The organism is Paenibacillus tyrphae (genome assembly GCF_027925525.1).
GTDB lineage: Bacteria > Bacillota > Bacilli > Paenibacillales > NBRC-103111 > Paenibacillus_G > Paenibacillus_G tyrfis_B.
Map to the genome: position 1 here is coordinate 26,155 of NZ_BSDJ01000040.1, position 22,936 is coordinate 49,090.

The 22,936-nt window shown below is 54.0% G+C and carries 23 protein-coding genes; 14 read left to right on the plus strand and 9 right to left on the minus strand.

Features of this window, described 5'->3' with window-relative positions; translation table 11 throughout:
• Nucleotides 1–114: 114 nt before the first annotated feature.
• The 3 genes from QMG93_RS31100 to QMG93_RS31110 all read right to left on the minus strand — a co-directional run bounded on the left by QMG93_RS31100 (nucleotide 115) and on the right by QMG93_RS31110 (nucleotide 5,196).
• Nucleotides 115–1,857 carry an alpha-glycosidase gene (locus QMG93_RS31100; RefSeq protein WP_281943488.1) on the minus strand — a complete coding sequence of 581 codons (1,743 nt, stop codon included), beginning with the start codon at nucleotides 1,855–1,857 and terminating at the stop codon, nucleotides 115–117.
• Nucleotides 1,858–2,037: 180 nt separating this feature from the next.
• Complete coding sequence (locus QMG93_RS31105; RefSeq protein ID WP_413789362.1) at nucleotides 2,038–4,188, minus strand: alpha-amylase family glycosyl hydrolase; 2,151 nt, start codon at nucleotides 4,186–4,188, stop codon at nucleotides 2,038–2,040.
• A 273-nt stretch (nucleotides 4,189–4,461) separates the two neighbouring features.
• The gene (locus QMG93_RS31110) at nucleotides 4,462–5,196 is read right to left on the minus strand and encodes a TylF/MycF family methyltransferase (protein WP_281943492.1); all 735 of its coding nucleotides are present in this window, start codon (nucleotides 5,194–5,196) and stop codon (nucleotides 4,462–4,464) included.
• A 241-nt stretch (nucleotides 5,197–5,437) separates the two neighbouring features.
• Between QMG93_RS31110 and QMG93_RS31115 the strand changes: the two genes are divergently transcribed.
• The 6 genes from QMG93_RS31115 (at nucleotide 5,438) to QMG93_RS31140 (ending at nucleotide 10,477) form a co-directional block, all read left to right on the plus strand.
• Complete coding sequence (locus QMG93_RS31115) at nucleotides 5,438–6,424, plus strand: ABC transporter substrate-binding protein (protein WP_413789363.1); 987 nt, start codon at nucleotides 5,438–5,440, stop codon at nucleotides 6,422–6,424.
• A 201-nt stretch (nucleotides 6,425–6,625) separates the two neighbouring features.
• Nucleotides 6,626–7,216 (plus strand): TetR/AcrR family transcriptional regulator, encoded by a 591-nt coding sequence (locus tag QMG93_RS31120; RefSeq protein ID WP_281943494.1) that lies wholly within the window; start codon nucleotides 6,626–6,628, stop codon nucleotides 7,214–7,216.
• Nucleotides 7,217–7,276: 60 nt separating this feature from the next.
• Nucleotides 7,277–8,506, plus strand: a complete 1,230-nt coding sequence (locus tag QMG93_RS31125; RefSeq protein WP_281943496.1) for an FAD-dependent oxidoreductase — start codon at nucleotides 7,277–7,279, stop codon at nucleotides 8,504–8,506.
• 86 nt (nucleotides 8,507–8,592) lie between these two features.
• Complete coding sequence (locus tag QMG93_RS31130; protein ID WP_281943498.1) at nucleotides 8,593–9,417, plus strand: TrmB family transcriptional regulator; 825 nt, start codon at nucleotides 8,593–8,595, stop codon at nucleotides 9,415–9,417.
• Nucleotides 9,414–10,148: an AzlC family ABC transporter permease gene (locus tag QMG93_RS31135; RefSeq protein ID WP_281943500.1), complete on the plus strand. Its 735-nt coding sequence runs from the start codon at nucleotides 9,414–9,416 to the stop codon at nucleotides 10,146–10,148. Before QMG93_RS31130 ends, QMG93_RS31135 begins: the two co-directional genes overlap by 4 nt.
• On the plus strand, nucleotides 10,139–10,477 hold the full coding sequence (locus QMG93_RS31140) for an AzlD domain-containing protein (protein WP_281943502.1): 339 nt from the start codon (nucleotides 10,139–10,141) through the stop codon (nucleotides 10,475–10,477). Before QMG93_RS31135 ends, QMG93_RS31140 begins: the two co-directional genes overlap by 10 nt.
• Before the next feature lie 90 nt (nucleotides 10,478–10,567).
• On the opposite strand, the gene cysC is transcribed toward QMG93_RS31140, so the two are convergent.
• The gene (cysC, locus tag QMG93_RS31145) at nucleotides 10,568–11,107 is read right to left on the minus strand and encodes an adenylyl-sulfate kinase (protein ID WP_281943504.1); all 540 of its coding nucleotides are present in this window, start codon (nucleotides 11,105–11,107) and stop codon (nucleotides 10,568–10,570) included.
• 127 nt (nucleotides 11,108–11,234) lie between these two features.
• Here cysC and QMG93_RS31150 point away from each other — a divergent pair, with 127 nt between their 5' ends.
• The 3 genes from QMG93_RS31150 to QMG93_RS31160 all read left to right on the plus strand — a co-directional run bounded on the left by QMG93_RS31150 (nucleotide 11,235) and on the right by QMG93_RS31160 (nucleotide 13,824).
• Nucleotides 11,235–11,975, plus strand: coding sequence for a sulfotransferase (locus QMG93_RS31150; protein WP_281943506.1), 741 nt, complete (start codon nucleotides 11,235–11,237; stop codon nucleotides 11,973–11,975).
• A gap of 271 nt (nucleotides 11,976–12,246) precedes the next feature.
• Nucleotides 12,247–12,699: a MarR family winged helix-turn-helix transcriptional regulator gene (locus QMG93_RS31155; protein ID WP_281943508.1), complete on the plus strand. Its 453-nt coding sequence runs from the start codon at nucleotides 12,247–12,249 to the stop codon at nucleotides 12,697–12,699.
• 90 nt (nucleotides 12,700–12,789) lie between these two features.
• The gene (locus tag QMG93_RS31160; RefSeq protein WP_281943510.1) at nucleotides 12,790–13,824 is read left to right on the plus strand and encodes a serine hydrolase domain-containing protein; all 1,035 of its coding nucleotides are present in this window, start codon (nucleotides 12,790–12,792) and stop codon (nucleotides 13,822–13,824) included.
• Between the two features lie 5 nt (nucleotides 13,825–13,829).
• Here the strand turns inward: QMG93_RS31160 and QMG93_RS31165 are convergent, their stop codons facing one another.
• Genes QMG93_RS31165 through QMG93_RS31175 form a run of 3 tightly spaced genes read right to left on the minus strand, consistent with a single transcriptional unit; the run spans nucleotide 13,830 to nucleotide 15,819 of the window.
• A complete protein-coding gene (locus tag QMG93_RS31165) occupies nucleotides 13,830–15,062 on the minus strand; it encodes an adenosylhomocysteinase (RefSeq protein ID WP_281943512.1) in 1,233 nt (410 codons plus the stop codon).
• On the minus strand, nucleotides 15,050–15,250 hold the full coding sequence (locus QMG93_RS31170; protein WP_216793629.1) for a hypothetical protein: 201 nt from the start codon (nucleotides 15,248–15,250) through the stop codon (nucleotides 15,050–15,052). Before QMG93_RS31170 ends, QMG93_RS31165 begins: the two co-directional genes overlap by 13 nt.
• A gap of 2 nt (nucleotides 15,251–15,252) precedes the next feature.
• On the minus strand, nucleotides 15,253–15,819 hold the full coding sequence (locus QMG93_RS31175) for a class I SAM-dependent methyltransferase (protein WP_281943515.1): 567 nt from the start codon (nucleotides 15,817–15,819) through the stop codon (nucleotides 15,253–15,255).
• Nucleotides 15,820–16,027: 208 nt separating this feature from the next.
• Between QMG93_RS31175 and QMG93_RS31180 the strand changes: the two genes are divergently transcribed.
• Together QMG93_RS31180 and QMG93_RS31185 are read left to right on the plus strand one after the other, a co-directional pair.
• Nucleotides 16,028–16,681: a hypothetical protein gene (locus tag QMG93_RS31180; protein WP_281943516.1), complete on the plus strand. Its 654-nt coding sequence runs from the start codon at nucleotides 16,028–16,030 to the stop codon at nucleotides 16,679–16,681.
• Nucleotides 16,678–17,475 carry a metallophosphoesterase family protein gene (locus QMG93_RS31185; protein WP_281943517.1) on the plus strand — a complete coding sequence of 266 codons (798 nt, stop codon included), beginning with the start codon at nucleotides 16,678–16,680 and terminating at the stop codon, nucleotides 17,473–17,475. The genes QMG93_RS31180 and QMG93_RS31185 overlap by 4 nt, the downstream gene beginning before the upstream one ends.
• A gap of 72 nt (nucleotides 17,476–17,547) precedes the next feature.
• On the opposite strand, the gene QMG93_RS31190 is transcribed toward QMG93_RS31185, so the two are convergent.
• Together QMG93_RS31190 and QMG93_RS31195 are read right to left on the minus strand one after the other, a co-directional pair.
• The gene (locus tag QMG93_RS31190) at nucleotides 17,548–18,828 is read right to left on the minus strand and encodes a zf-HC2 domain-containing protein (RefSeq protein WP_281943519.1); all 1,281 of its coding nucleotides are present in this window, start codon (nucleotides 18,826–18,828) and stop codon (nucleotides 17,548–17,550) included.
• The gene (locus QMG93_RS31195) at nucleotides 18,815–19,303 is read right to left on the minus strand and encodes an RNA polymerase sigma factor (protein ID WP_281943520.1); all 489 of its coding nucleotides are present in this window, start codon (nucleotides 19,301–19,303) and stop codon (nucleotides 18,815–18,817) included. The genes QMG93_RS31190 and QMG93_RS31195 overlap by 14 nt, the downstream gene beginning before the upstream one ends.
• Before the next feature lie 203 nt (nucleotides 19,304–19,506).
• On the opposite strand from QMG93_RS31195, the gene QMG93_RS31200 reads away from it, so the two are divergent.
• From QMG93_RS31200 to QMG93_RS31210, 3 genes are read left to right on the plus strand one after another with little or no spacing between them, the layout of a single operon-like run.
• On the plus strand, nucleotides 19,507–20,202 hold the full coding sequence (locus QMG93_RS31200; RefSeq protein WP_281943521.1) for a response regulator transcription factor: 696 nt from the start codon (nucleotides 19,507–19,509) through the stop codon (nucleotides 20,200–20,202).
• A 4-nt stretch (nucleotides 20,203–20,206) separates the two neighbouring features.
• Nucleotides 20,207–21,679 (plus strand): sensor histidine kinase, encoded by a 1,473-nt coding sequence (locus tag QMG93_RS31205; protein WP_281943523.1) that lies wholly within the window; start codon nucleotides 20,207–20,209, stop codon nucleotides 21,677–21,679.
• Nucleotides 21,676–22,803, plus strand: a complete 1,128-nt coding sequence (locus tag QMG93_RS31210) for a hypothetical protein (RefSeq protein WP_281943525.1) — start codon at nucleotides 21,676–21,678, stop codon at nucleotides 22,801–22,803. Before QMG93_RS31205 ends, QMG93_RS31210 begins: the two co-directional genes overlap by 4 nt.
• Nucleotides 22,804–22,936 lie beyond the last annotated feature (133 nt).

Sequence of the window (22,936 nt, forward strand, 5' to 3'; positions counted from 1 at the left end):
GACCAGCGCTTGAAGACCAATCGAAACGGCAAAAAGGAAAGGGGACAAGTCCCGCATAACCTGCGGAGCTTGTCCCTTTTTTCGTGCGGACATTAGCTTGGGGAGGGGCGCTCTTTATTGGGCAAGCAGAAGACGGAAGCCGTTTGCGGGCAAGCACAGATGCAATTCGCCGTTGTCTGCGATCAGGTCTTCTTCGGTCAATAGGTCCCTCCAATGACGGCCGGCGACCGGCAGAGCCAGCGTATCGGCTTCAGCCCCCGCATTGGCGGCGACGATCAAGCGGTCGCTGCCCAGCGAGCGTTCGTAGGCAAGGCACATATCGTTTTCTTGCGTGAACAGGAAGGTCAGATCGCCCGTGCGCAGCGCTTCGTATTGTTTGCGCAGCGCGATGACCTGCTGGAAGAACGTGAACAGCTCACGGTCCTGCTTCGCTTCGTCCCATTCCATGCATTTGCGGCAGCCGGGATCGTAGCCTCCGGTCAGACCGATTTCGTCGCCGTAATAGACGCACGGCGTACCGGTGAGCGTGAATTGAAGCAGCGTAGCCAGCTTCATCCGCTGCTTGTCTTCATCGCAGAGGGTTAGCAGACGCACCGTGTCGTGGCTTCCGAGCAGGTTGAAGGCGGCTTCGTTCGCCTGCTGCGGATAGCTGGCCAGGAGAGCACCCAGGGCGTTGGCGAAGCTTGCGCCGTCCCGTTCCTTTTTGGCGGCAAATTCGATAATGATATTCGTCAGCGGATAGTTCATCACCGCGTCGAACTGGTCGCCCATGAGCCATGGCATGGAGTCGTGCATAATTTCGCCGAGGATGTAGGCATCGGGCTTGGCCTTCTTCACGACGTCGCGGAATTCGCGCCAGAAGCGGTGATCGACTTCATTCGCCACATCCAGACGCCAGCCGTCGATACCGACTTCTTCGATCCAGTACTTGGCAACGTTGAGCAGGTATTCCTTCACTTCGGGATGTTCGGTATTCAGCTTGGGCATGATCGGCTCGTACGCGAACGTATCGTAAGTCGGAATGCCCTCCTTGACGTCGAGAGGCCATTCCCGTACGTGGAACCAGCCGGCGTAACGGGAATCTGCTCCCTTTTCCTTCACGTCGAGGAAGGGAGGGAACGTGTGCCCGCAATGGTTGAAGACGGCGTCCAGCAGCACGCGGATGCCGCGTTCGTGGCAAGTCTCGACCAGCTTCTTCAGCGTCTTGTTCGTGCCGAAGTGAGGATCTACCGTCATATAATCGGCGGTATCGTATTTATGGTTGGTGGTCGCTTTGAACACCGGATTGAAATAAATGGCGTTGACGCCCAGCGCGCTCAGGTGATCTAAATGGTCGATGACACCCTGCAGATCGCCCCCGAAATAGTTTTTGGGCGTCGGCTCGCCGCCCCACGGTTCCACGCCTTCCGGATCGTTGCCCGGGTCTCCGTTGGCAAACCGTTCGGGGAAGATTTGGTAGAAAATGGCGTCTTTGACCCAAGCCGGGGGGGTGAACACGTCCGCCGGATTCAGGAAAGGGAAATCGAACATTTTGATGCTGTCCTTCGGCTCTTCGTTCAAAATGCCGGTCTCGATCAACCAGACGGCTTCTTCGCCCGCTTCCAGCCGGAAGGCGTACTTCATACGGCGCAAGGGCGGCTGCACCGCTACATGCCAATAATCGAACAGCGTGTCGCTGACCCACTTGGTCATGGGTAGCTCTTCGACAGTTCGGTCCCACGCGTATTTGTCGCCAACGATCAAAGCGACCCGTTCGACGTCATCCCGCTTGGTACGCAGGCGCAGATGGATCGTGCGCTCATCGTAGGCATAGGCCCAGTTGGATTTCGGGCGATGGTAAATAGCTTCCAGTAACATGATGGCATCCTCCTTGGCAATAAAAAAAGGCACAACCCCGATGTGAAACGCGAGGTTGTACCTTTTTTGCTTGGTAGCATTGCCTTTAATTTTAGCAATACTATAGCACCTCTTTGGCGGAAACTCAAGACCGATTCGACCTACTCACCGAGTTTTTTTGCCGGCTGCAATCGGGCCGCATTACGGCTGCCAGTTCACCGTTACGGTTGCCGTACCGCTGGAAGGCGTGGTGAACGTATGGTTGGAGCCACCTTCCCAGGTGACGGAACTGCCGTTTTTCTTGATAAATTTAAATTCGATGGCCGTTCCCGCTGGAACGCTGACATCGTAATACCAGTTCGGATAAGCGTACATCACCTTGTTAAACAGCGGACCGATCGCTTTAGCCGGTTCCCACTGCCCGAGCTCGCTCACGCTGCCTGTCAGATAAACGTTTTCCCCCAGCGTCGTCGAGGCGTTGTTCAGCACGAAGCGAACGCTGACCTGCTCCTTGGTCAGGAGGTTGAAGCTGCCGTACACGTTGCTGTCCGCCGCGCCGGCCGTTCTGACTTTGATGCCGTATTTGCCCGCTGCGGCCGCCGGTGCGACGACTTTGATCTCGGTATCCTCCCAAGAGACGATATTGGCGCCGGTAACGGCCGTCGTGCCGAAATAGACCGTGCCCTTCGTCGAGCCGAAGCCTCTGCCGTCAATGGTGACGGTATTGCCGGCTTTGGCCATCATCGGGCCGACATGTCCGATCGCCGGAGCCGTTTGCGCAGCTGTGTACTGCCAGACGGATACGCCGCCGGCGGCCAGCGTGAACGAGGATGCGGCGCCGCCGCTGCCTACCGACAGGCTACCGCCGCTAAGCAGTCCTCCCAGCGCATCGGTGTAAGTGCCTGCCGGCAGCGAAGTAACGAGCCCGCTGATCGAGGCGGGGGAGGTCAGGTTGCGGTTGATGGCGACGACCGCCGCGCTGCTGCCGAATTTGCGTTTGTAGATATAGACGTCGTTGTTGATCCACCGCTGCTGTGTTGTTCCGTAAGCGATCGCCGGGTTCGACTTGCGGAGCGGGGCCAGCTTCTTGATGACGTTATAGGCGGTGGTTGCCGTCGAGAACGAGGTCATCTTCGCCCGGTTGTTCGGATCGCCGTTCCCGGTCATATACTGCTCGGTTCCGTAATAAATGGCCGGTACGCCACGGGATGTCAGCGTAAAGGCAAGCGCCTGCTCCAGCTTTCGGTTGCTTGTGCCCGATAGCTGGAAACGGTCCATATCATGGTTATCGATGAAGGTCACCTGATCGTTCACTTGGGCATAATCTGCGGCCGTCCCGGTAATCATGCTGTCCAGACCAAGCATGGAGTCCGTATTGTCACGGAACACTTGCCGCACTTTTTGCCCGAACCGGAAGTCGAGCAGGCTCATGCCGCTTTCGTTGGCGAACTGATGATTGGCGGGATCTACCTCATTCGTGCCCAGAAACCATTCGCCGAACGTGAAGACGGGCTTCGTGTTATAGATGGAAGCCATCCAATTTTTTTGCCAGCCGAAAGGCATATGCTTGACCGCATCCACCCGGATGCCGTCGATCCCGAGATCCAGCCAGGTCCGGATCGCTTCTTTAAAATACGTATCGATGAAGCTGTTATTATGGTCCAGGTCCGCAAGATCGAACAGGTTTTTGTAGATTCCGTTTTCCAGCGTCGAAAAATCCGTTCCGCCGTTATGGTGGAAATAACGGTTCGTATCTCCGGTGTAGCTTCCGACCAAGGCGCCGTTATTGTACAGTTTGCCGTTTTCCGCGAAGGCGGTGTTCGTCTCCGTGGCCGGGGACGTATGGTTCGGCGCAAAATCGATAATGACCTTGATGTTTTTGGCGTGAGCGGCGTTGATCAGGTTTTGAAAATCGGTCATGCTGCCGAAGGCGGGATTGGTCTTTTGGAAATCGCGCGCCCAGTAGCCATGGTAGGCGGTGCTGTTCGTGCCGGAATAGTTGATGACGGAATAAATATTTTCGACAGGCTGGGAAATCCAGATTGCGGTTATGCCCATGCCGGTCAAATAGCCGTCATTGATTTTATTGACGATGCCCAGCCAGTCGCCGCCGCAATACAGCTTCAGATTGCTGCTGCAGGTGCCGTCGAACGCATTCCCCGTCGGATTGTTGCCCGGATTGCCGTCGGAAAACCTGTCGGTCACGATCTGGTAAATAACGTCCGTCGAAAAGTTTTGTTTGTTGGACACGGACGTATCTGGAGAGGCCGACGCCGCCGGCGAAAGCGGGGGCAGGGCCGCGGTCAGCGACAATGCAAGAACGGCTGCAAGAAATTTCGGGAATGTTTTCAATATCATGTCCTCCTGCTTCCTAAGTGTGTGTAAAAAAATGAAACGCTTACATTTTTGTCGTTCGATCCGGTTTCTGATGAGTCACCCCCTTTAAAACAAACAACCCCGGCGTCTCCTAAGAGATACCGGGGTTGTTTTTCAAACCGATAACAATATCGGTCTAAAAAATGCATGGCCCTTATGTTGATTTTCTACAAGATTATTGTAAATTCGATTGCATGAATTTGTCAATCGAGAGATTTTTTTCTTCAGCCCCTCATGCGGCGCGAAGCTTTACGGCTTCGTCTTGCGCCAATACACCCCGGTCCTATCGATCGGAATGAGCGGGTCCTCGATGTTGTGCGCCTTCCTGTAATCGTGTACCGCAGCCGAGCAATAACCGATCGAATAGTCGTCGATAATGACATAGCCGCCGACAGATACTTTGGGGTACAGGTTCGTCAAGCTATCCATCGTCGAGGAATACATGTCGCCATCCAGCCGGGCGATGGCGATTTTCTCAATCGGCGCCTTTGGCAGCGTGTCTTCGAACCAGCCTTTCAGGAAGCGCACTTGATCGTCCAGCAGATCGTACCGCTGAAAATTTTTGATCACGTCGGATAACGAGACTTTTAGAAACTCCTGCTCGTGAAATATAGCCCCCTTATCGACGGGATAGCGGGCTTCATCCGGGGCGGGCAAGCCTTCGAACGAATCGGCCACCCAGACGCGCCGGTCCTTCACGCCGTTTGCTTTCAAGAAGCCTCTCATAAAGATGCATGCCCCGCCACGCCATACTCCCGTCTCGATAAAATCGCCTTCGATGTTATCCGCGAGCACGGAATCCATATGCTGATGCAAGCTGTTCATGCGCAGCCTGCCGATCATACTGTGCGCGAGCATCGGCCAGTCCAAGCCTTGCCTGCGGTTTTCGACGGTAGCGCCGGGTTCGTGTTCGAGCCATATTTCATACAAAATCGTTTTCTTCAGCAACTCGAGATACAATTCTTTTGCCGTATCGCTCGGCATGCTCCCACTTCCTTTCGGTGTCGTTCCACTAAATCCAATATATTCGGTTCCAACGGCAAGGTGTGAGCGTTTGTCCAGCACGCGCGGGCGGGGAGGGCCGGTACAGCCGAAAATGTATTGACAAAACAGCTAATATCAGGTAATTTCATTCATGACAATGATAATCATTATCATTTTTGTGGCAGCCGTTTATTAAACACATTGGGGGAGAGCGTAGTTGTTAAAACAGTTTCGATTTAGAATGTCTGCTTTTTTTCTGCTTTGCATGATGATCGTCCTTGCGGGCTGCGGAACGAAAGCGCCGGAAACGGGCGGGAACGCAGCTAACGGTACCGACAGCAAAGGAGCGGCTACTGCATCCGCACCTGCGGCCAAAGCGGACGAGGTACGGAAGATCAAGCACATCATGGGCGAGACGGAAATCAAGGGAACGCCCAAGCGCGTCGTCGTCTTGACGAACGAGGGGACGGAAGCCGTGCTCGCGCTCGGCATCAAGCCGGTCGGAGCCATTCAATCGTGGGAAGGCGAGCCTTGGCATGACCATATCAAAGCGGAGATGCACGGCGTTGCGGTACTCGGCTATGAGGATCAGCCGAATCTCGAAGCGATTGCTCAGCTAAATCCCGATCTTATTCTTGGCAATAAAACGCGGCATGAGAAGATCTACGAGCAGCTGTCGAAGATTGCGCCGACCGTTTTTTCCGAAGACTTGACCGGCAGGTGGAAAATAAACTTTAATTTTTACGCCGATGTGTTGAATAAGAAAGCCGAAGGCGAAAAAGTGATGAAGGAATTCGATCAGCGCGTTGCTGATGCCAAAGCCAAGCTCGGACCGAAATTGGCGAGTAAAGTGTCCATCGTCAAATTTTCGTTCAAAGGCACGCAAATCTACAAGAAGGATACGTTCAGCGGCGTGCTGCTGGAGCAGCTCGGGTTCGCCCGTCCGGCATCACAGGACAAGCCGGAGTTTGCCGAAATGATCTCGCAGGAAAAAATGGATCTCATGGATGGCGACATTTTGTTCTATTGGGTGTCCGAATCCAAAGGGAAAAACGATGTCTCGAACAAGGCGAAGGAATGGTTCGACAGTCCGGTATTTAAAAACTTAAACGTCGCCAAAAATAATAAGGTGTTCAAGGTGAATGAGACGATCTGGAACACGGCGGGCGGCATTAAAGCGGCCAATTTATTGCTGGATGACATCTTGAAGCGTTTTGAAGTGAAGTAGCAGTGAAGTAGCATCTCGCTCAGGCGCGAAACAGTCGGAATTCTGTTTTAAGACAGGAATTCCGGCTTTTTTGCATCAGAGGGAGGTTTTCCTAGTAGCGGGCTTTCTACGGAGATTGACAAAGCCGACGGGGTCGTATATCATTTTGCTAAGTGGTCACTTAGTGAATGTGGATTCCATTGCGCAAAAGGATGAGTTCCGATGAAAACAAGAACAAGCCGCCAGCAGCAGGCGTTGGAAACGAAAAGCAAGCTGATCGATGCCGCTCTTCGGACGTTTTCCCGCAAAGGCTTCAGCGAAAGCACGACCAAAGATATTGCCAAGGAAGCGGGTGTTACGGACGGCCTGATCTATCACTATTTTCAGTCCAAGGAAGATTTGCTGTGGGCCATACTGGACAAATACACGCTCCTGCATTCCATCCGGCAAGCGCTGGCGGCCATGGACAAGCAAGCTCCGCTAGAGCACAATTTGACGGCGTATTTTCAAGCCTTGTTCCGCAATTTGCGCGAGCAGCAGGACTTGATCGTGATGTGCTTCGGCGAGGCTCAGCGCAATTCCGAGATTCGTGCCCGAGTGGAGGACATTATACGGGAAGGCGTCGAGCTGCTTTACGCGTTTGTTGCGCAGCAGGTTCGTTTGGACCCGCAGGAGCTGCTGGTCGCGATCCGCAATGTGCAGACGTCGATGGTTTTTTATTTCTTAATGACCGCCCGGTTCGCTGACGATGACACGCAGAGTACGGAGTATATCCGGATCTCGATCAAGCAGTTTTTGAACATCGTCACCTAAATTTTTTTAGCCATTTCATTAACTAATTACTTAATAAACGAAAATGGAGGTTGGTTTGCTATGAAAATAATCGACGTAGACGTCGCGGTCGTCGGGGCCGGACCCGGAGGGTGCATGCTCAGTTATTTGCTTGCGCGGAGCGGCGTGAGAACGGCGCTGCTGGAACGGCATAACCGCTTGGACCGCGAATTCCGGGGCTATTTTTTTCAACCGTCCGTCGTTAAGGTGTTCGATCAGATCGGTGCGCTGGAAGACATCTTACATATTCCGCATCAGCGTGTGCCCAAATTTACGTTTGTCGACCATGGCAAAACGCTGTTCGAGGTTCGCTTCGACGAGCTGGAACCGCCGTACAATTACGGTCTGACCATTCCGCAGCCTCCGCTGCTTGAGTTTTTCATCGGGCAGGCTGCTCGTTACTCTAACTTTACGTACTTCGGAGGGACGGCGGTGGCGGACCTGATCGAAGAAGATGGCGCGGTGCACGGCTTGATCGCCAAAAACCACGAGGGCGAGGAATTGGAAATGCGCTGCCGGCTTGTTGCCGGAGCGGACGGGCGCCACTCCACGATTCGAAAGCTGGCGGGCCTAGGCCAGACGATGGGGGAGTTCGAGTTGGATTTCGTATGGTTCGATATGCCCAAAGTCCCGGGCAAGGATTATCCGCTGCAAATCCAGATCGAAGACGAAGGCATGCTGATCTATATTCCCAAAGGCGAGGATCAAGTGCAGGTCGGCTGGGTGATTCCGAAAAAGACGTATCCGGAGCTCGTGAAAAAAGGTATCGAAGATTTCGTCCGTACCTTAATTGCCGTCGAGCCGGATCTGCAGAACGTGCTTCCGTGCCATCTCAGGAGCTTTAAGCAATGTTCGGTGCTGGACATACAGGTTGGCATGACCGATACATGGGTGAAGGACGGCTTGCTTCTGCTCGGAGATGCGGCACATATCGCTTCACCGTTTTCCGGGCAGGGCAACAGCCTGGCCATTCAGGACGCGGTCGTCGCGCACGATACGGTGATGAAGGCGTTGGAATCCGGAGGCTACGGCATTGTGCCTGCCGAGCTTCTGAAAAGGTACGAGCTTTACCGCAAGCCGGCGGTAGCTGAAATTCAGAGCATGCAAGCGATGCAGGCCCGCTTGATCGCCATGAAGTCCCCGGGGCTGCTCAGACTGCGGCGCATGCTCGCGCCGGTGATGCGCCGGACACTGCTATTTCATCAGATGAGGAATAAGATTGCTCTAGGCGTTCAGCGGGTGGATGTGAACACCTCGTATTTTATAAGGTAAGACTGGCCTCAAACTAGATATATTTTGACAATCGGAATCCCTTTCGTTTAAAGTAGGTAGTATACTAACTACTATGAGGGGGAACTATGGAAGACATATTCAAGGAACTGCAAAAGCTCGGTTTTTCGCCATACGAGTGCAAGGCTTACGTCGGCCTGCTGAAGTCGCACCCTGTCACAGGCTACGAAATAAGCAAGCGTTCGGGCGTCCCCCGGTCGATGATTTACGAGGTGCTCGGGAAGCTGATGGACAAAGGCGCGGTTCATCTTGTCCCATCCGAGCCGGTAAAATATGCCCCGGTGCCGGCGGACGAATGGATCGGCCGGTTGAGGAAACAATTCGACCAGTCCTTTGCATATTTGGAGAAATCATTGACGATGCTTCAGCAAGAGCGGGAAATGGATGTCATCTGGCATATCCGCAGCGATGAATCGGTCATGAACGAAATTGCGGATCTGATCGGCAGAGCGGAGAAGGAGCTGTGGCTTTCCGTCTGGGAGCCGCAGGTTCCCGAGGTTAAGGCATCGGTGGAGCGTCATCTCCGGGAGGGCGTACCTGTTTTTTCCGTTCTGTTCGGAGCGCCGGGGACGCAGATCGGGACGACGTTTCACCATGACTACATGACTCCGGAGGTGGTGAAAGAGCGGACCGGCGGCTGTTTGACGATTGCCGCCCGGGACGGGGAAGAGGTGCTGATCGCGAACTTTTCGGGCAAATCGACCGCTTGGGCAGTCAAGACGCACGACCCGGCTCTCGTGCTGGTAGCGACGGAATATGTCCGGCACGACATCATGCTCGAAGAAATCACGGTCCAAGTCGGTCCGGAGAAGCTGGATGCGCTGTGGCGGAATAACCAGGCCCTGACCCATGTCGTGACCGGAAAACGGAACGACGGGCGGGAGGAACCATGAGCGAGAAACCCATTCATGCAGTTTACCCGGGGAGCACTGGAAACGAAGAAGGCTTTATGCAAGGCGTGAAGGACTGCTTGCCTACGGTGCTGGGCTATTTGAGCATCGGCTTCGCGGCCGGCGTCGTCGAGAAGACGGCAGGGATGTCCCTTGCCGAAATTGCGCTGATGTCCTTGCTGTTGTATGCCGGTTCGGCGCAGTTTATCGCTGCCGGCATGATGGCGGCTGGGAGCCCTGCCACGGCTATTATATTTACCGTATTTTTCGTCAACCTGCGCCATCTCCTTATGAGCGCTGCGCTTGCGCCTTATTTCCGGCATCTGCCGGCATGGAGGAATGCGGGGATCGGCTCCTTGTTAACCGACGAGACGTTCGGCGTAGCCGCTTCCCGATTAACGGGCAAGTCCAAGGGCAGCGAGAAGTGGATGTTCGGCCTCAACGTGACCGCTTACCTCAACTGGCTCGTCGCCAACGTGGCCGGGGGCATTTTCGGTCAATGGATCCCCGACCCGGAGAAATTCGGGCTGGACTATGCTTTGCCTGCTATGTTCATCGGGCTGTTCATGCTTCAACTGATGGAGCGGTCGAAGCCTGGCGTAGATCTCCTCGTAGCATTTAGCGCCGTCGTGACGGCCATTGCCGGGAGTGTTTTTATATCCGAAAGCGCAGGCGTGCTGATCGCGATTTTGTTCGCCGCAAGTATAGGAGTGTGGATTGAAAAATGGAAATAAGGCCGAGCTTTCTATGGATGCTTCTGGGAGCGTCGCTCGTGACGCTGCTCCCGAGAATTTTGCCGCTTATCGTACTGAGCCGCGTCCGTTTGCCGGATTGGGGGCTTCGCTGGCTCGGTCATATCCCGATTGCCGTCATGTCCGCTTTGCTGGCGCAAGAGCTGCTCGTTTCGAAAGGCGCTTTCTCGCCGCAGCCCGTCGCTCTGCTGTCCGCCGTTCCCGCCTTTGCCGTAGCCTATTTCACGCGGAGCTTGTTGGGCACGGTTGTGACGGGCATTGCGGCGACAATGCTGTTCCGTTACGTTTCATCGCTGCTTGCCTTATCATGAAATTGAGCATCTAGAGGGGATAGGGAGTTCCGTGGATGATTCTTGTCTGCCCTGCATGGCGAGAAGCGGGACTGACCCGTCCTCTGTTTCCTAATTCAGAAACGCGTTGATGTAACCCCTCGCGGTTAAGTACTCCACCACTTTGGCTGCGCTTGCTTCTTCGGTTTCCTGTTCCGTATCGACAACAAGGTCGGGCTGCTCCGGCTCTTCATATGGATCGGAGATCCCCGTGAAATGAGCAATTTCCCCGCTTATCGCTTTTCGGTAAAGTCCTTTGACGTCCCGACGGATGCATTCTTCCAACGAACATTTCGCATATACTTCGATAAAAGGGTCGATTTCCTTGCGCGCATAGTCTCTCATGGACCGGTAAGGGGATATAAAAGAGGCCAACACGATCACCCGGTTGCGGGTGAGCAGCCTGGCCACGTAGGCCACACGCTCGATGCTTCGGAAGCGGTCTTCGCGCGAGAAGCCAAGATCGGCACAAAGCTGCTGCCTTACCACGTCGCCATCCAACCGTTCGACGGGGAGCCCGGCGGCTGCGAGCTTCTCTTCGACCCGACGGCAGATCGTTGTTTTTCCGGCGCCGGACAGACCGGTTAACCAGACCGTAGCTCCGCTGGACATATGCATTTCTCCTTCTTTTTTCATTTAACGGACATAGACATATTAAGAAAAAAACTTGAGATGGCACCTATCATCAACGAACCGTATCCGGACTTAGATGTCACTTTGAACGAAAAGGGGAATTGGAATGGATATCATTATCTCGGCCGTCGCTAACCGTACGGGCTCTACCCTGGTTCAGCGCATCTTCAACGCACGCCGGAAAACGCTGATTTGGGGAGAGCACGGGGGAATCGTATCCGAATTCGTCAGAATCGGCGAGCTGGCGGGATACTTCTCGATCCAAGGCAGGGAGGAAAAGGAAGCTTACTTCAAGAGCGGCGAGAATCCGAACACCTGGATCGCCAATATGTCGCCCGATTTGATACGAGTCAGGGAAGGAATCGTACAAGGCGTTAGAGCATGCTTCAGCGCCATGTATGCGGAATACCGGGACAGTCACGACCGAATCGGCTTCAAGGAAGTCCGTTACGGGAAACCGGAAATCGAACTGCTGAAAACATGCTACCCTGATGCCGTGATCGTTCTGTTGGTCCGTCATCCCGTTGATGTATGGAAAAGCGAGACGTCTTACTGGTCGGGGGATGCCGGCTTGTTCGCTCGTACCTGGAACGAGCGGGCGCTTCAGTATGCGGAGCTTCGCGATCCGGGGCGGGGCATTCATCTGCTGCGGTACGAGGAGCTTGTCGAACGGGACGAAACCGCGCTCGGTCTGCTGGAGGAGCTGGCCGACGTTTCGCGCGACGAGATCGACAACGTGCTAAATGTGAGCTTGAACAGCACCCGTACCGAACGAGCGGCCATCGACATCGAGCAGATCCGGGCGATGTGTCAGGAAGGGATGGAGCGGCTTCGCTACATGGATTAAATGGTGCAGCCAATGCGTATCTTTCCTGATAATAAGCGGCAGGGTCGATGTCGAAAAGGGCGTAGGTAATGTGGTCCTTCGTAAAAGGAGATTTTTCGCTGAACGTACATTCCTCCTCAGATTGTGCGCGACCCGCACAGATGCATAAACCACTATATTCTGCGACCCCATGCGGCGAAACTTCAAAGACGACTTCTTGCGAAATTTGACATTCAGCCGGGAAACCGAGTAAACTAATGTTGAAGTGAACTTAATAGTTAAGGTGATTAAGATGACTGAAGAGCTGATCCGTTACGTGAAAGAGATCAACAAAGCCGAATACGACACCAATGTGATGCTAACGCTGGAATATGCCGCGTTGGTCGATGAGACGATTACGGATAAGCAGCTCATTGTGCTCGGGATGGTCCATAAGCACGGCCGGCTCAATACGGGCGAGATCGCCGATAAAATGGGAATTACGCCAAGCGCCGTCAGCCAGTTTCTCGGCAAGCTGGACAAAGCGGGGTACATCAAGCGGTCGATCAATCCAAGCAACCGCAGGGAGATCATTGTTGAACTGGATCGGCGGGGCACCGAATATATGGCCCGAAACGAGCAGATCGAACGTTCCATTATTGAGCGTTACTATTCAAAGCTGGGGATGGACGATATTTTGACTTTGAGAAATATTGTTTTGAAGCTGAAAGCTATTGTTGAAGAGGAACAGGCGAAAGGAAACTAATTTTTTTGACCTACTGTTAAGTTAACTAAAATATTAATTAAAATTAACTGTTGATAACGAAATCGGCTCCATGAGAGGAGAGCAACTCGAATGCGCGTGAATCATACGACGAATATTGAACAAGCTGTCGAACGTATCGTTCAGCCTTATGTCAGCAAAAGGAGGCATGCGGTGCTGTCGGTCGGCATCTTGCGCGGAGGGGAGAGGCTTGTGTTCGGGTTCGGGGATTTGCGGCCGTTCGGAGCGGTGTCCTGCGATAACCTTATATACGAAATCGGTTCGATCACGAAAGTATTTACCACCTCGCTGCTCGCGCTGCTGATCGCTGAAGGGGCGCTTCGCCCGGACGATTCGCTCGGGAAGTTCGAGCCATCGCTTCCCGGCAATCATCCGGTGACGCTTGCCCATCTGGCCACGCATACGTCGGGGCTGCCGGGCTATCCGATCTTCAAAGCTTGGCGCAACCGTTTCGATAAATCGCAGCATCGCGATCCATACTGCCACTTTACGCTGCAGGAAGCTCTTTCCTATCTGCAAAACGTACCTCCGGGCAAAGTAGGGCGAAAATTTCGCTATTCGAACGAGGGAACGGGGATACTCGGCCAGGTTCTGGCGGGATGGCTTGGAACGGACTACGAGACGGCCATCACCGAACGTCTATGTGTGCCGCTGCATATACCGGATACCGGCATCACGCTGACTTTGGAGCAGCAGGCGCGAATGGTTCCGGGCTATGCGGGGAAAGACGTGCAGCGGCCCGAGACGCTGCTGCGCGATTATGCGGGAGCGGGAGCGCTTCGCTCCACGCTCAACGATCAACTGACGTTCCTGTCCGCCCATTTGGGCGACCATCCCAACGAAGAGCTGTGTCACGACCTGTTGATCAGCCAACAGGCCTATGGGCGACACAGTAAGACGATCAGCGTCGGTCTGGGATGGATCATCGACGAGCGCGGCAAGTTCGCTTGGCATAACGGATCGACGCATGGATTTTCCAGTTTTATGGGGTTTCATCAAGACCGGTCGTCCGGCATCGTCGTGCTCTCGAATTACCGATCCGGTCTCTTGAGCGATTCGGTCGACCGGATCGGCCTTGAGTTGCTCGATCTGTTGAAGAAGCCATAGCCCCGCTACCAGTCCGCAGCCTCATCGATATTCGCTCCGATCGATTGGAGCTTTAAGACCGCGATTTCCTCGTCAAGCAAGTAAGGCACCTTCATGACTTCATTGCCCAGCCGGTCGTAATGCTCGTTCATATATTGGAGCGACAAAGCCATCAGGGCCAAACGCATATCGGTCACCTCGGCGCAGTCAACGTCCGCAGTTGCTTCGCTCGCGGGCGGTTTGGCGTCATAGATATAAATGTTCCGTCCGTCGATAAGCTCGTATCGCTCCAGATTGTTCCGAACGGTGCAGTGCGATACGGCGATGTCCGCAAGCTCGCTCGTATTGATCTCGCCGTTGGCTGGACCTGTCTGGCAGAGCAAGACGCCGTCTTTCATCAAAAAGCAATGCTTCCCGCCGATCGTATCCGAAGCTCCAGTAGTCGTGATCAAAAGATCTCCGATCAAGGCCGCTTCCTGCAAGCGCATGACTTGGCAGCCGTCCATAAAGGCCTCGACCGCTTTCGAGGGATCGATTTCCGCGACCACGACATGGGCGCCGAGGGCTCTGGCCTGCATGGCGATCGCTTTGCCGCGCCGGCCGTAGCCTGCGACCACGACGGTTTTGCCTGCTACGGCGAAGTCCGTTGTCTGAAGCATGGCATCCCATACGGACGGTACGGTTCCGCACCGGCGGTCGAACGTATTCATGCCGAGAGCATCGTCCAGTACGATCATCGGAAACGGAAGCCGCTGTTCCTTTTCCAGCCTCGTCAGGTGCAGCAGGCCGGCTCTCGTCCGCGCCACGCCGCCGCGAATGTCTGCCAGCAAGTCCGGGTGCTCCGATTGGAGCGTGCCGATCAGCTCCCCGTTGTCGTCGACGATCAGATGAGGCCGCCCCGTCTCCATGGCGCAGATAAGCCGTGCCTTGGCAGACTCCGGCTCCGAATCGGATTCGGCGATCACGGTGATCCCGTCGGCTGCCAAGGCGGCGCCTATCTCGCCATCGTTCGAATGGGGGCCGCTGCCGGTTATGACCAGCTCCGCACCCCCGGCCTGAAGCGTTTTCCCGAGACAGGCCGCCGCCGCTTCCAGAGGAAGAGCAAGGGCGATCTTCAGTCCCTTGAGCGGCTGCCCGAGCGCGAACCGATCCCGAATTCGGCCCAGAACGGGCATTTGCGAGCTTGCCCGGCTGATCTTCAGCCGTCCTTCCTGCACCAAGGCGCTATCGTCAATCGAAGAATGGGCTATGGCTTGCATCGTTGTTTATCCCTTCCTTTCCGCGGTAGGATTAGAAATACGCAAACGATTAATAGTGCGATCATCCGATAGGGAGATTCGAGCCAGCCCAGGGCATAGCCATAAATAAGATAACCAAGTTCTTGGAACGGAATCGTTTCGCCCGTCGCCATCCGTGAGATCCAGGAGAGCAGCGACACGATATCCATCGTCAGCCCTCCTCCTTACGGCATACATACACGAACGCCGGAGGGACATTAAACGGAACGAAATAAATCCCTTCAATGGCAAATTGTTTGCTGAACTGCTTGCGCATTTGCTGCGAATATTGGAAAGCGACAAACCGTCCACCCGGTCTGAGGGAGGCCGTAATTTCGCTGAGTAGCTGATCGCGCAAGCTTTGCGGGAAATTGAAATATGGAAGTCCGCTGATCACGCAGTCGAGCGAATCGATTCCTTCCGTTCGTAGAACGGATTGCAAGCATCGGGCATCGTCGTAACAGGCGCAGTCGGCAAATCTCTCCTGCAACCGATCGCGCAGCTCCGTATCTCTTTCGAACAAAAGAACGCGGGTATTGTCCTTCTTGGCCTTCTGAATATATTCCGTAATCGCACCTGTACCGGCGCCAAGCTCCGCGACAGCGCTCACTTTCTCCCAAGCCACCGATTCGACCATCTTTTTCGCCAAAAACGCGGAGCTTGGCGTCACGCTGCCGATTTGTTGAGGATCGCGCGAAAATTTATATAAGAACAGCAGCTTTTCCTGAAGCGTGCTCATGCCAATACTCTCCCTTCTCCATCTGCTTTCTTCATCCTATCGAATAAATCTTCAGAACGAGCGCAGAAATTTCTAAAGGAATTCTGAAGAATTTATAAAGCGGGATTAATCCAAATTATTCGACGTGTGGGTTTGCGGCAACATTTTTGGTAAAATGGTACATGTTCCGCATGTACTGAACTTCTGCATATGAAGAAAGGGGATCGAGATGACATCACGGACTGTTTTGCCGACGCCGGATGATTTGAAGCGGCGCTTGCTGACGCTTGCAGCCTTGGACGTGATCTTATGCCCGGAAGAATGGCTCCGGTATCATACGTTTATTCCGAATTGGGCGCCAAACGTCTCGCTTGCGAAAATCGACAACGGCGCCGGAGACCACTTGTTCGTTTTGTTTGCGCCGGAGGGCGTCATTTTGAAAGGGTTCGACCATGAATCCGAGCTCAGCCCGCACGCCCGGGACGAGTATGCGGTATGGCCGGGAATCTACGACGGGGCGCCGGAAGCTTTGCTGGCTTTCCTTGAGGATGAAGCGTTGGAGAAAGAAGACGTAACCTTCTGTATATGGCGCGAATCCGGCGACTCGCAGTGGAGAACGGGGAAAGTGCGGATGCCGAAAGGCGCAGATGACGGCTCGGAGTTTTTGCTCGGAACGATCTGCGAAACGCCGGAGGACTATGCGGACTGGGCGGAAGGCTACTTCGACATGCCGATTCCGGTCGAGCCCGTCAAAGCGTTGTATGCGGCCCCGGCGATCAGTGTAGAGGCGATCCGTTCCCTGAATCCGGAACGAAACGTCGAGGAAGCTCTTCCGGAGCTTGAAGCTTTAGGGATTACGGTGACGGACCGGGGCAGGTTATGATGAGGATCGAATCGCTTGGCGCGGAGCCTGTAGAATGCTTCGCTTATCGGACTGCGACCGGCTCAGGCGGTATTGGGGAAGCGCAGCTGCCTGTGTACGTGGGACAGATGAGCGGTTTGCCGCCTTCGGTCGACGCGCTGATCGTGACCTCCGATTTGCAGGGGACGATGCGGACCACGGACGGGAAGGACGTCATGCTCGGCGAAGGACTCCCCGACTATTTGTCGCTGCTGATCGGCATCGAGCGGCCTGATCTTGCCCCCGATCGGGTCGGCGTCCTGCTATGCGGCGATCTGTATGGCGACCTCCGGCGAGGAGGCAGCGGCGATCCGTCCGGCGTATGGTTTACGTTCGGCGAAACGTTTCGTTGGGTCGTCGGAGTGGCCGGCAATCACGATCTGATGGACGATGCGAAGAAGCGACAGCTCTCCGGCCGAAGCAACATCTGTCTGATCGACCGACCGGGAATCGTCGAATTCGGCGACGCGGCATGGGGTGGTCTCGGAGGCGTGATCGGCAGACCGGACAAGCCGAACCGGATGATGGAAGCGGACTACCTGCAAGCCTTGCGTAAGCTGCTTAAGAAGCAACCTCATGCGCTGCTGCTTCACCAAAGCCCGGACGTGCCGGAGCGGGGATGCGCAGGCAGTCCCGAAATTCGCACGGTATTGGAAAGCGGACCGGAAGCGCTCGTATTCTGCGGACATTCCCATTGGAACGATCCGCTGGCTTGCCTGCCGGGCGGAACGCAAGTCTTGAACGTCGATGCCAAGGTGTGCATCTTTACAAGATAGGGCGGAGGCAGGGGGGAAGCAACAAGAAACACCGGCCATATCGGACCGGTGTCTCTGTTCTCTAACCTGCGGCTAAGGCTGATCCTTTCGCCGCTCCGGATCGAACGCCCGGTAGCTGCCGGGCAAATCCTGCTCCGTCGTCAGCTTGGTCAGCTCTACGGTTTGAATGTTCCCGCTCAGATCCATCGCTTTAATCTCGACGCTGTGATAAGTCAGCTTCCGCTCTTGCAGCGTTCGAAGAACGGCTGCGCTTTTGGCCAAAAACGCTTCCTTCGTCAGCTTCTCGTATCTTGCATCGGACGCGCCGAATAGGATCTCGTAGCGCAGCTTCCCGCTCTCGCTGGCCCGCAGCTTCTCCGCTTTGTCCAGTTTGTCGGGGGCCAAATAATAGAAGTTGGCGTTCAATTCGTCCTGCGTAATCTCCAGCTCGGCTTGCGGAGAAGCTTGCACGTTGAGCGAAGGCATCGGATCGACCGCAGCGGCAATCGCAGTTTTCAAATCGTCGCTGCGTTCTTCGCTAAATTGGTTGTCCAGCTTAAATTTGTACTCGTCGGTCACGCTGCCGTCCCGGTGGAAGCCGATGCTTGCCGTCTGCCGCACGCCGTTCATCACAAACTCGAACTTCCCGTAATGCCGCCTGTCTTTGAAGTTGAAGAACACTTTCTTGAAGTCGAGCGTCCCTTGTTCATACGTCCGGTTGACGTATTCATTCGTTTGAAGCAGCGCCTTCGTATATCCGACGGGATTGCCCCAGAAGGAGAAATAACTGGCACAGCCGAAGTAAAGGATCGCCGCTCCAAGCGCGATTAATCCCGTTTTGGCTGCTGTTTTCGCCTGCCTGAGCCCCTGCTTTACCAATAGCGCAGCCCCGATGCCGATAGCCGCATTGACAAGAGCGATAACGGTAAAGAACGGAATATAGCTCGAATTGTGCTCGCTTAACAGCCCGCCCAGCAAGCCGAACGGAATCGTTGACGCAACAATCGGCAGCGTACGGGAGTAGTATAATCGGCACACGAATGGAGTGAGGATCAGGAATGGAATCGTCGACAGAAAGTGAACCTCCGCACCGCTGATAATGCAGGTCATCAGCATCGCCACCAGTACGCTGACCAGCTTGATCCTGCGCTGATATTTGCCGAGCTGCGCTATCAGCTCCTCAATCTGCCGCTTCTTGTCCGGCTCGGGCCGGCTCTGCTCGTGGCTCTCATAATCCTGCTTCATCGTCTCATAATAGCGGCGGCACTCCTCGCAATCCGCAATATGCCGTTCCACAAGCACGGCGCTCTCTTCGCTCGAGAGCCCCTCCACATAGAGCGGCATTAAATCTTTCACGATACTACATGTGTTCATCCTCGCCGTACTCCTTTCTCAGCTTTTCTTTCATCCGGTAAAAATTAACGCGGCAGTACGTTTCGGTCCGGTCGGTCAAGTGCGCAATTTCCTTAAAAGATAGCCCATGGAGCAGCCGCAGCCGCATAATATCGCGGTGGGGCGGGTCAAGCCTGTTCAACCGTTCCACGATTTGCTCAGCCAGTACCTTGTCGCTAAAATCCGTATGGGCGGCGAGCTCTGCTTCGGGAGAATCGTCCAGCGGAAGCTGAAGTTTGTTTTTTCGCAGGCTCCGGTACAACTGATGCTTGGCGATGCCGAACAGCCACGTTTTGATCGAGGAACCGCCCTTGAAGCTGTCCATATGCCGGAGCGCTTCGAGAAACGTATTTTGTATAATGTCGTCGATATGGTCGGGGTTCGGGTACCGGGTAATCAGGAAACGATACAAATCGTCGTAATAAAGCAGATAGATCTTCGTTATCGGATCATACATTAACGCACCTTCTTGTCGGCTGGGTTTCGTAAGAGCTCTCTTTCTTATTAGTGCCATCAAGCGGGGATTTCGTTACAGCCGTCCTTTCCAAAATTGTAAAATAACACGCAAGGTTTGTCAGCCAAATGCTGGCGCTTTTCACATCGAAGTAGATCGAAAGCCACGAGGTATGCTACCATGTTCGGTAGAATGGAGTGGACAAGGTGGACAAAATGAAAATTTTAATTATCGAAGACGAAGAAGCGATCGCGGACTTGCTGGCCTACGGCTTGAACAAAGAAGGCTTCCTTACGACGATCTCCCATACCGGAGCGGATGGACTCAAGGCCATCGAGCACTTCCAGCCGGATATGCTGCTGCTTGATTGGATGCTCCCGGACGTCAGCGGGCTCGATATATGCAAAAAGGTAACGGAGACCCAAAATATTCCGATCATCATGCTGACGGCCAAATCGGACATTACGGACAAAATTGTTGGCCTGGAGTTTGGCGCCGATGACTATATTACCAAGCCGTTCGACCTCCGGGAAGTGATCGCGCGCATCCGGACGATATTCCGGAGAATGACCCATCCCCTTAAGCCTGCGGAGGAGCCGGCCGACGAGCCGATCCGGTTCAAAAATATTGAAATCACCGAAAGCGAGCGGCTGGTCCGGAAAAATAACGAGATCGTCGAGCTGACGCCCAAGGAGTTCGATCTGCTGATGACGTTGTACCGGCACCGGGGCAAAATTTTTACCCGGACGGAGCTGCTGGATTTCGTATGGGGCTACGAATATGTCGGCGATACGCGGACGGTCGATATTCATATCCAACGGCTGCGCAAAAAGCTGGAAGCGGGCGACGTGATCGTGACCGTGTTCGGGGTGGGGTACAAATTTGACAAACAGGTGGATTAAAGGCATGATCCCGGCTCCGACTATCAAAGTGAAATTTTTGTTGGGTCTCTTTGTTATTTTCGCCGCCTCGTTTTTGCTGCTCAATCACTTTATCGTGCAGATTATCGAGACCAGCAACGAGAAGATCATTACCCAAGATTTGATCGGCCTCAAGAAGAACAGCAGCGTCTATGTGAAGCAGGCTTTTATGATCAATCATTTCGGCAACGACGAGATCTATTTCCGCCAAATGGCGAAAGACGTGGTGGAAGAGCTTCGGCAGGTTACTTCCAGCGAGATTAGCGCTTACGGCGTGAATGGCGAGCTGATCTATGCATCGGGTAACTGGAAGAATTCCAATACGGCGGGCGACGATCTGGACCATGCCTTGAACGGCAAAACCTCGTACACGATCAACTACACGGATAGTGCTGCGGAAGCTTACTATTCGTATCCGGTCGTCATCGACGGGCAAAAAGTAGGGATTTTGCGCTTCGCCAAAGATTTTTCCTTGCTGTATGAGCAGAGCAGGAATATTTTGGATTTTATTTCGTGCGTTACGATCGCCATCTTCGCTGCTGCATTTATCTTTTCGTATATTTTATCGCGAAACATCACGATCCCGATCGTCAAGCTGACCAAGGCTTCGACGGAAGTGACGAACGGCAATCTGGATATTCGCCTTTCATTTCGAAGGAAAGACGAGATCGGCCAACTAGCGGATAACTTCGGTACGATGATCGAGAAGATCAAGGCCCAGATCGGACGCATTGAACAGGACCGGGACCGTTTGGAGGAGCTGAACCGCCATCGCAAGCAGTTTTTCGACAATGTGACGCACGAGTTAAAAACGCCGCTGACGTCCATCCTGGGCTACGCCCAAATGATCAAGGAAAACGGACAAACCGACGAAGCCTTCTTCGGCAAAGGCATGAATCATATCGTCGACGAGAGCAAGAGGCTTCACGATATGGTGGTTAAATTATTGGAGCTTTCCAAGGAAACGTCCGACCGGGAAGCGTTCGAGCCTGTCTTGGCCGGACGGCTGCTTCAAGACGTCTGCGAGGGCATGAAATTTAAAGCCGAGCGATACCGGAAAACGATTCGCTGCGAGGTGGAGGACGGATTGTGCGTTTATGGGAGAGAGACCCAATTAAGGCAATTGTTCATCAATATTATCGATAATGCGATTAAGTACGGCTTCGCGCATACGGCGATTTCGGTGAAGGCGCAGCTTGTCACAGGCCGCGTGCACATGACGGTTGCGAATCAAGGGGAAGACATCCGCCCTGAAGATTTGGCGAAAATTTTCGAGCCGTTCTACCGGGCCAATATGCGGAAGTCCAAAGAACTGGGCAGCTGCGGCTTAGGGCTCAGCATCTGCAAAGCGATTGTCGACGACCACCAGGGGAGCATCGAGATCCGGAGCGCCGATCAGGAAACGAGTGTAGCGATTGAACTCCCTTATACGAAGCCGAAGAGAGGACATGCAGAATGAAGCGAATATTCCTGTGGGCGGCGGCGTATGTTCTGCTGGCCGTTATCGTCACCGGCTGTACGGGGGCGCTGAAATCGAAGACCGTTATTATTCCCGACACGGATGAAGGCCGCGAGCCGCAGAGCTTAAGCGAGACGTTCGAAGTGAACAAAATTTATAAACTGCAGGAGAACGAGGATGGCGAGCTGTTCGGCTGGACCGACAAGGAGCACGTGCTTGGATATTTTGGTAAAAGAGGCCGGGAGCGAGGCTTCGAGCAGCTGGACTACGAACTCAAGACCCGGCAGTCATGGCCGGACATTAATGGATTTGTGCACGGCGTCAAAGTATCTGCCGACGGCGCGTATGCTTCGTTTTCCGTTCAGACCGGCGGCAAAGAGAAATTAATGCTGCTTCATTTGGCGGATCAAAAGCAAACCGTCCTGCGGGAGTGGACCAACAAAGAGGGTGCTGTCGTGGCGGGACAGATGTCGTGGTCGAATAACGGGCGCTACGTCTCCTTTGTGCAAGAGAACGGGAACCAGGAGGCTGTCATTGTCGTTTATGACGTGACACGTCAGGAGACGAAGGAATTCAAGTTCACCGGGAAAACGGAGAACGATCACATTTACTCCGTTCAGGTTTCGGATGACGGGGCAAGCGCGTTAATTTTCAAAATAGCGGCTCGTCAGCCGTATATCGTTTTCGGTTCACTTCAAGGCGATGCCTTCGTAAGCCAGTATGAGCATCCCGTAAGCAGCGAGGGAAACGGCGATTTTGTGAATGACGATCAAATCGTTTTTGTCGGGGAGGAAGGTTCGTTAACGTTATTCGACCGCCGGAATACGAAGACAACGATTTTGCTTGAACGGAGCGGCGTGTTTCAGCTCTCGCGCGACCGCAAATATATCGCCTACTCCAAAGGCCGCGAAAATCTGTACGTGGCCAAGCTGCAAGGAAACAATATCATGAACGAAAAAGAAATCTACAAGGGAATCGTTCCCGAGCAAATCGAGTGGAGTCCGGACAACCGGAGGATGCTGCTGAACGGCAGGAAATTGTATGAATCCCGTCCTGTCGTCAGCACTCCGAGTCCCGCCCCTTTTTCCCAGAACAACTCCCTATTTATTATTGAGTTTAAGTGAAGCGTCCAAAGTTAAAACATTTCAATCGACATCTATCTACAGGAATTTGCAACTTCTATACAAGAAAATACAATTTTTTAGCGAGATAAACTAAATCTTACAAATCGGAAACGAGATAGAATATCATTACTTT

What these genes read in the sequence shown, in the direction of transcription:
- QMG93_RS31175 (WP_281943515.1), bottom strand. Translation starts at nt 15,819, where the DNA reads ATGAGCACGCTTCAGGAAAAGCTGCTGTTCTTATATAAATTTTCGCGC.
- QMG93_RS31185 (WP_281943517.1), top strand. Translation starts at nt 16,678, where the DNA reads ATGATGAGGATCGAATCGCTTGGCGCGGAGCCTGTAGAATGCTTCGCT.
- cysC (WP_281943504.1), bottom strand. Translation starts at nt 11,107, where the DNA reads ATGTCCAGCGGAGCTACGGTCTGGTTAACCGGTCTGTCCGGCGCCGGA.
- QMG93_RS31140 (WP_281943502.1), top strand. Translation starts at nt 10,139, where the DNA reads ATGGAAATAAGGCCGAGCTTTCTATGGATGCTTCTGGGAGCGTCGCTC.
- QMG93_RS31190 (WP_281943519.1), bottom strand. Translation starts at nt 18,828, where the DNA reads ATGAACACATGTAGTATCGTGAAAGATTTAATGCCGCTCTATGTGGAG.
- QMG93_RS31205 (WP_281943523.1), top strand. Translation starts at nt 20,207, where the DNA reads ATGATCCCGGCTCCGACTATCAAAGTGAAATTTTTGTTGGGTCTCTTT.
- QMG93_RS31165 (WP_281943512.1), bottom strand. Translation starts at nt 15,062, where the DNA reads ATGCAAGCCATAGCCCATTCTTCGATTGACGATAGCGCCTTGGTGCAG.
- QMG93_RS31120 (WP_281943494.1), top strand. Translation starts at nt 6,626, where the DNA reads ATGAAAACAAGAACAAGCCGCCAGCAGCAGGCGTTGGAAACGAAAAGC.
- QMG93_RS31195 (WP_281943520.1), bottom strand. Translation starts at nt 19,303, where the DNA reads ATGTATGATCCGATAACGAAGATCTATCTGCTTTATTACGACGATTTG.
- QMG93_RS31135 (WP_281943500.1), top strand. Translation starts at nt 9,414, where the DNA reads ATGAGCGAGAAACCCATTCATGCAGTTTACCCGGGGAGCACTGGAAAC.
- QMG93_RS31160 (WP_281943510.1), top strand. Translation starts at nt 12,790, where the DNA reads ATGCGCGTGAATCATACGACGAATATTGAACAAGCTGTCGAACGTATC.
- QMG93_RS31110 (WP_281943492.1), bottom strand. Translation starts at nt 5,196, where the DNA reads ATGCCGAGCGATACGGCAAAAGAATTGTATCTCGAGTTGCTGAAGAAA.
- QMG93_RS31170 (WP_216793629.1), bottom strand. Translation starts at nt 15,250, where the DNA reads ATGGATATCGTGTCGCTGCTCTCCTGGATCTCACGGATGGCGACGGGC.
- QMG93_RS31150 (WP_281943506.1), top strand. Translation starts at nt 11,235, where the DNA reads ATGGATATCATTATCTCGGCCGTCGCTAACCGTACGGGCTCTACCCTG.
- QMG93_RS31210 (WP_281943525.1), top strand. Translation starts at nt 21,676, where the DNA reads ATGAAGCGAATATTCCTGTGGGCGGCGGCGTATGTTCTGCTGGCCGTT.
- QMG93_RS31155 (WP_281943508.1), top strand. Translation starts at nt 12,247, where the DNA reads ATGACTGAAGAGCTGATCCGTTACGTGAAAGAGATCAACAAAGCCGAA.
- QMG93_RS31125 (WP_281943496.1), top strand. Translation starts at nt 7,277, where the DNA reads ATGAAAATAATCGACGTAGACGTCGCGGTCGTCGGGGCCGGACCCGGA.
- QMG93_RS31180 (WP_281943516.1), top strand. Translation starts at nt 16,028, where the DNA reads ATGACATCACGGACTGTTTTGCCGACGCCGGATGATTTGAAGCGGCGC.
- QMG93_RS31130 (WP_281943498.1), top strand. Translation starts at nt 8,593, where the DNA reads ATGGAAGACATATTCAAGGAACTGCAAAAGCTCGGTTTTTCGCCATAC.
- QMG93_RS31115 (WP_413789363.1), top strand. Translation starts at nt 5,438, where the DNA reads ATGTCTGCTTTTTTTCTGCTTTGCATGATGATCGTCCTTGCGGGCTGC.
- QMG93_RS31100 (WP_281943488.1), bottom strand. Translation starts at nt 1,857, where the DNA reads ATGTTACTGGAAGCTATTTACCATCGCCCGAAATCCAACTGGGCCTAT.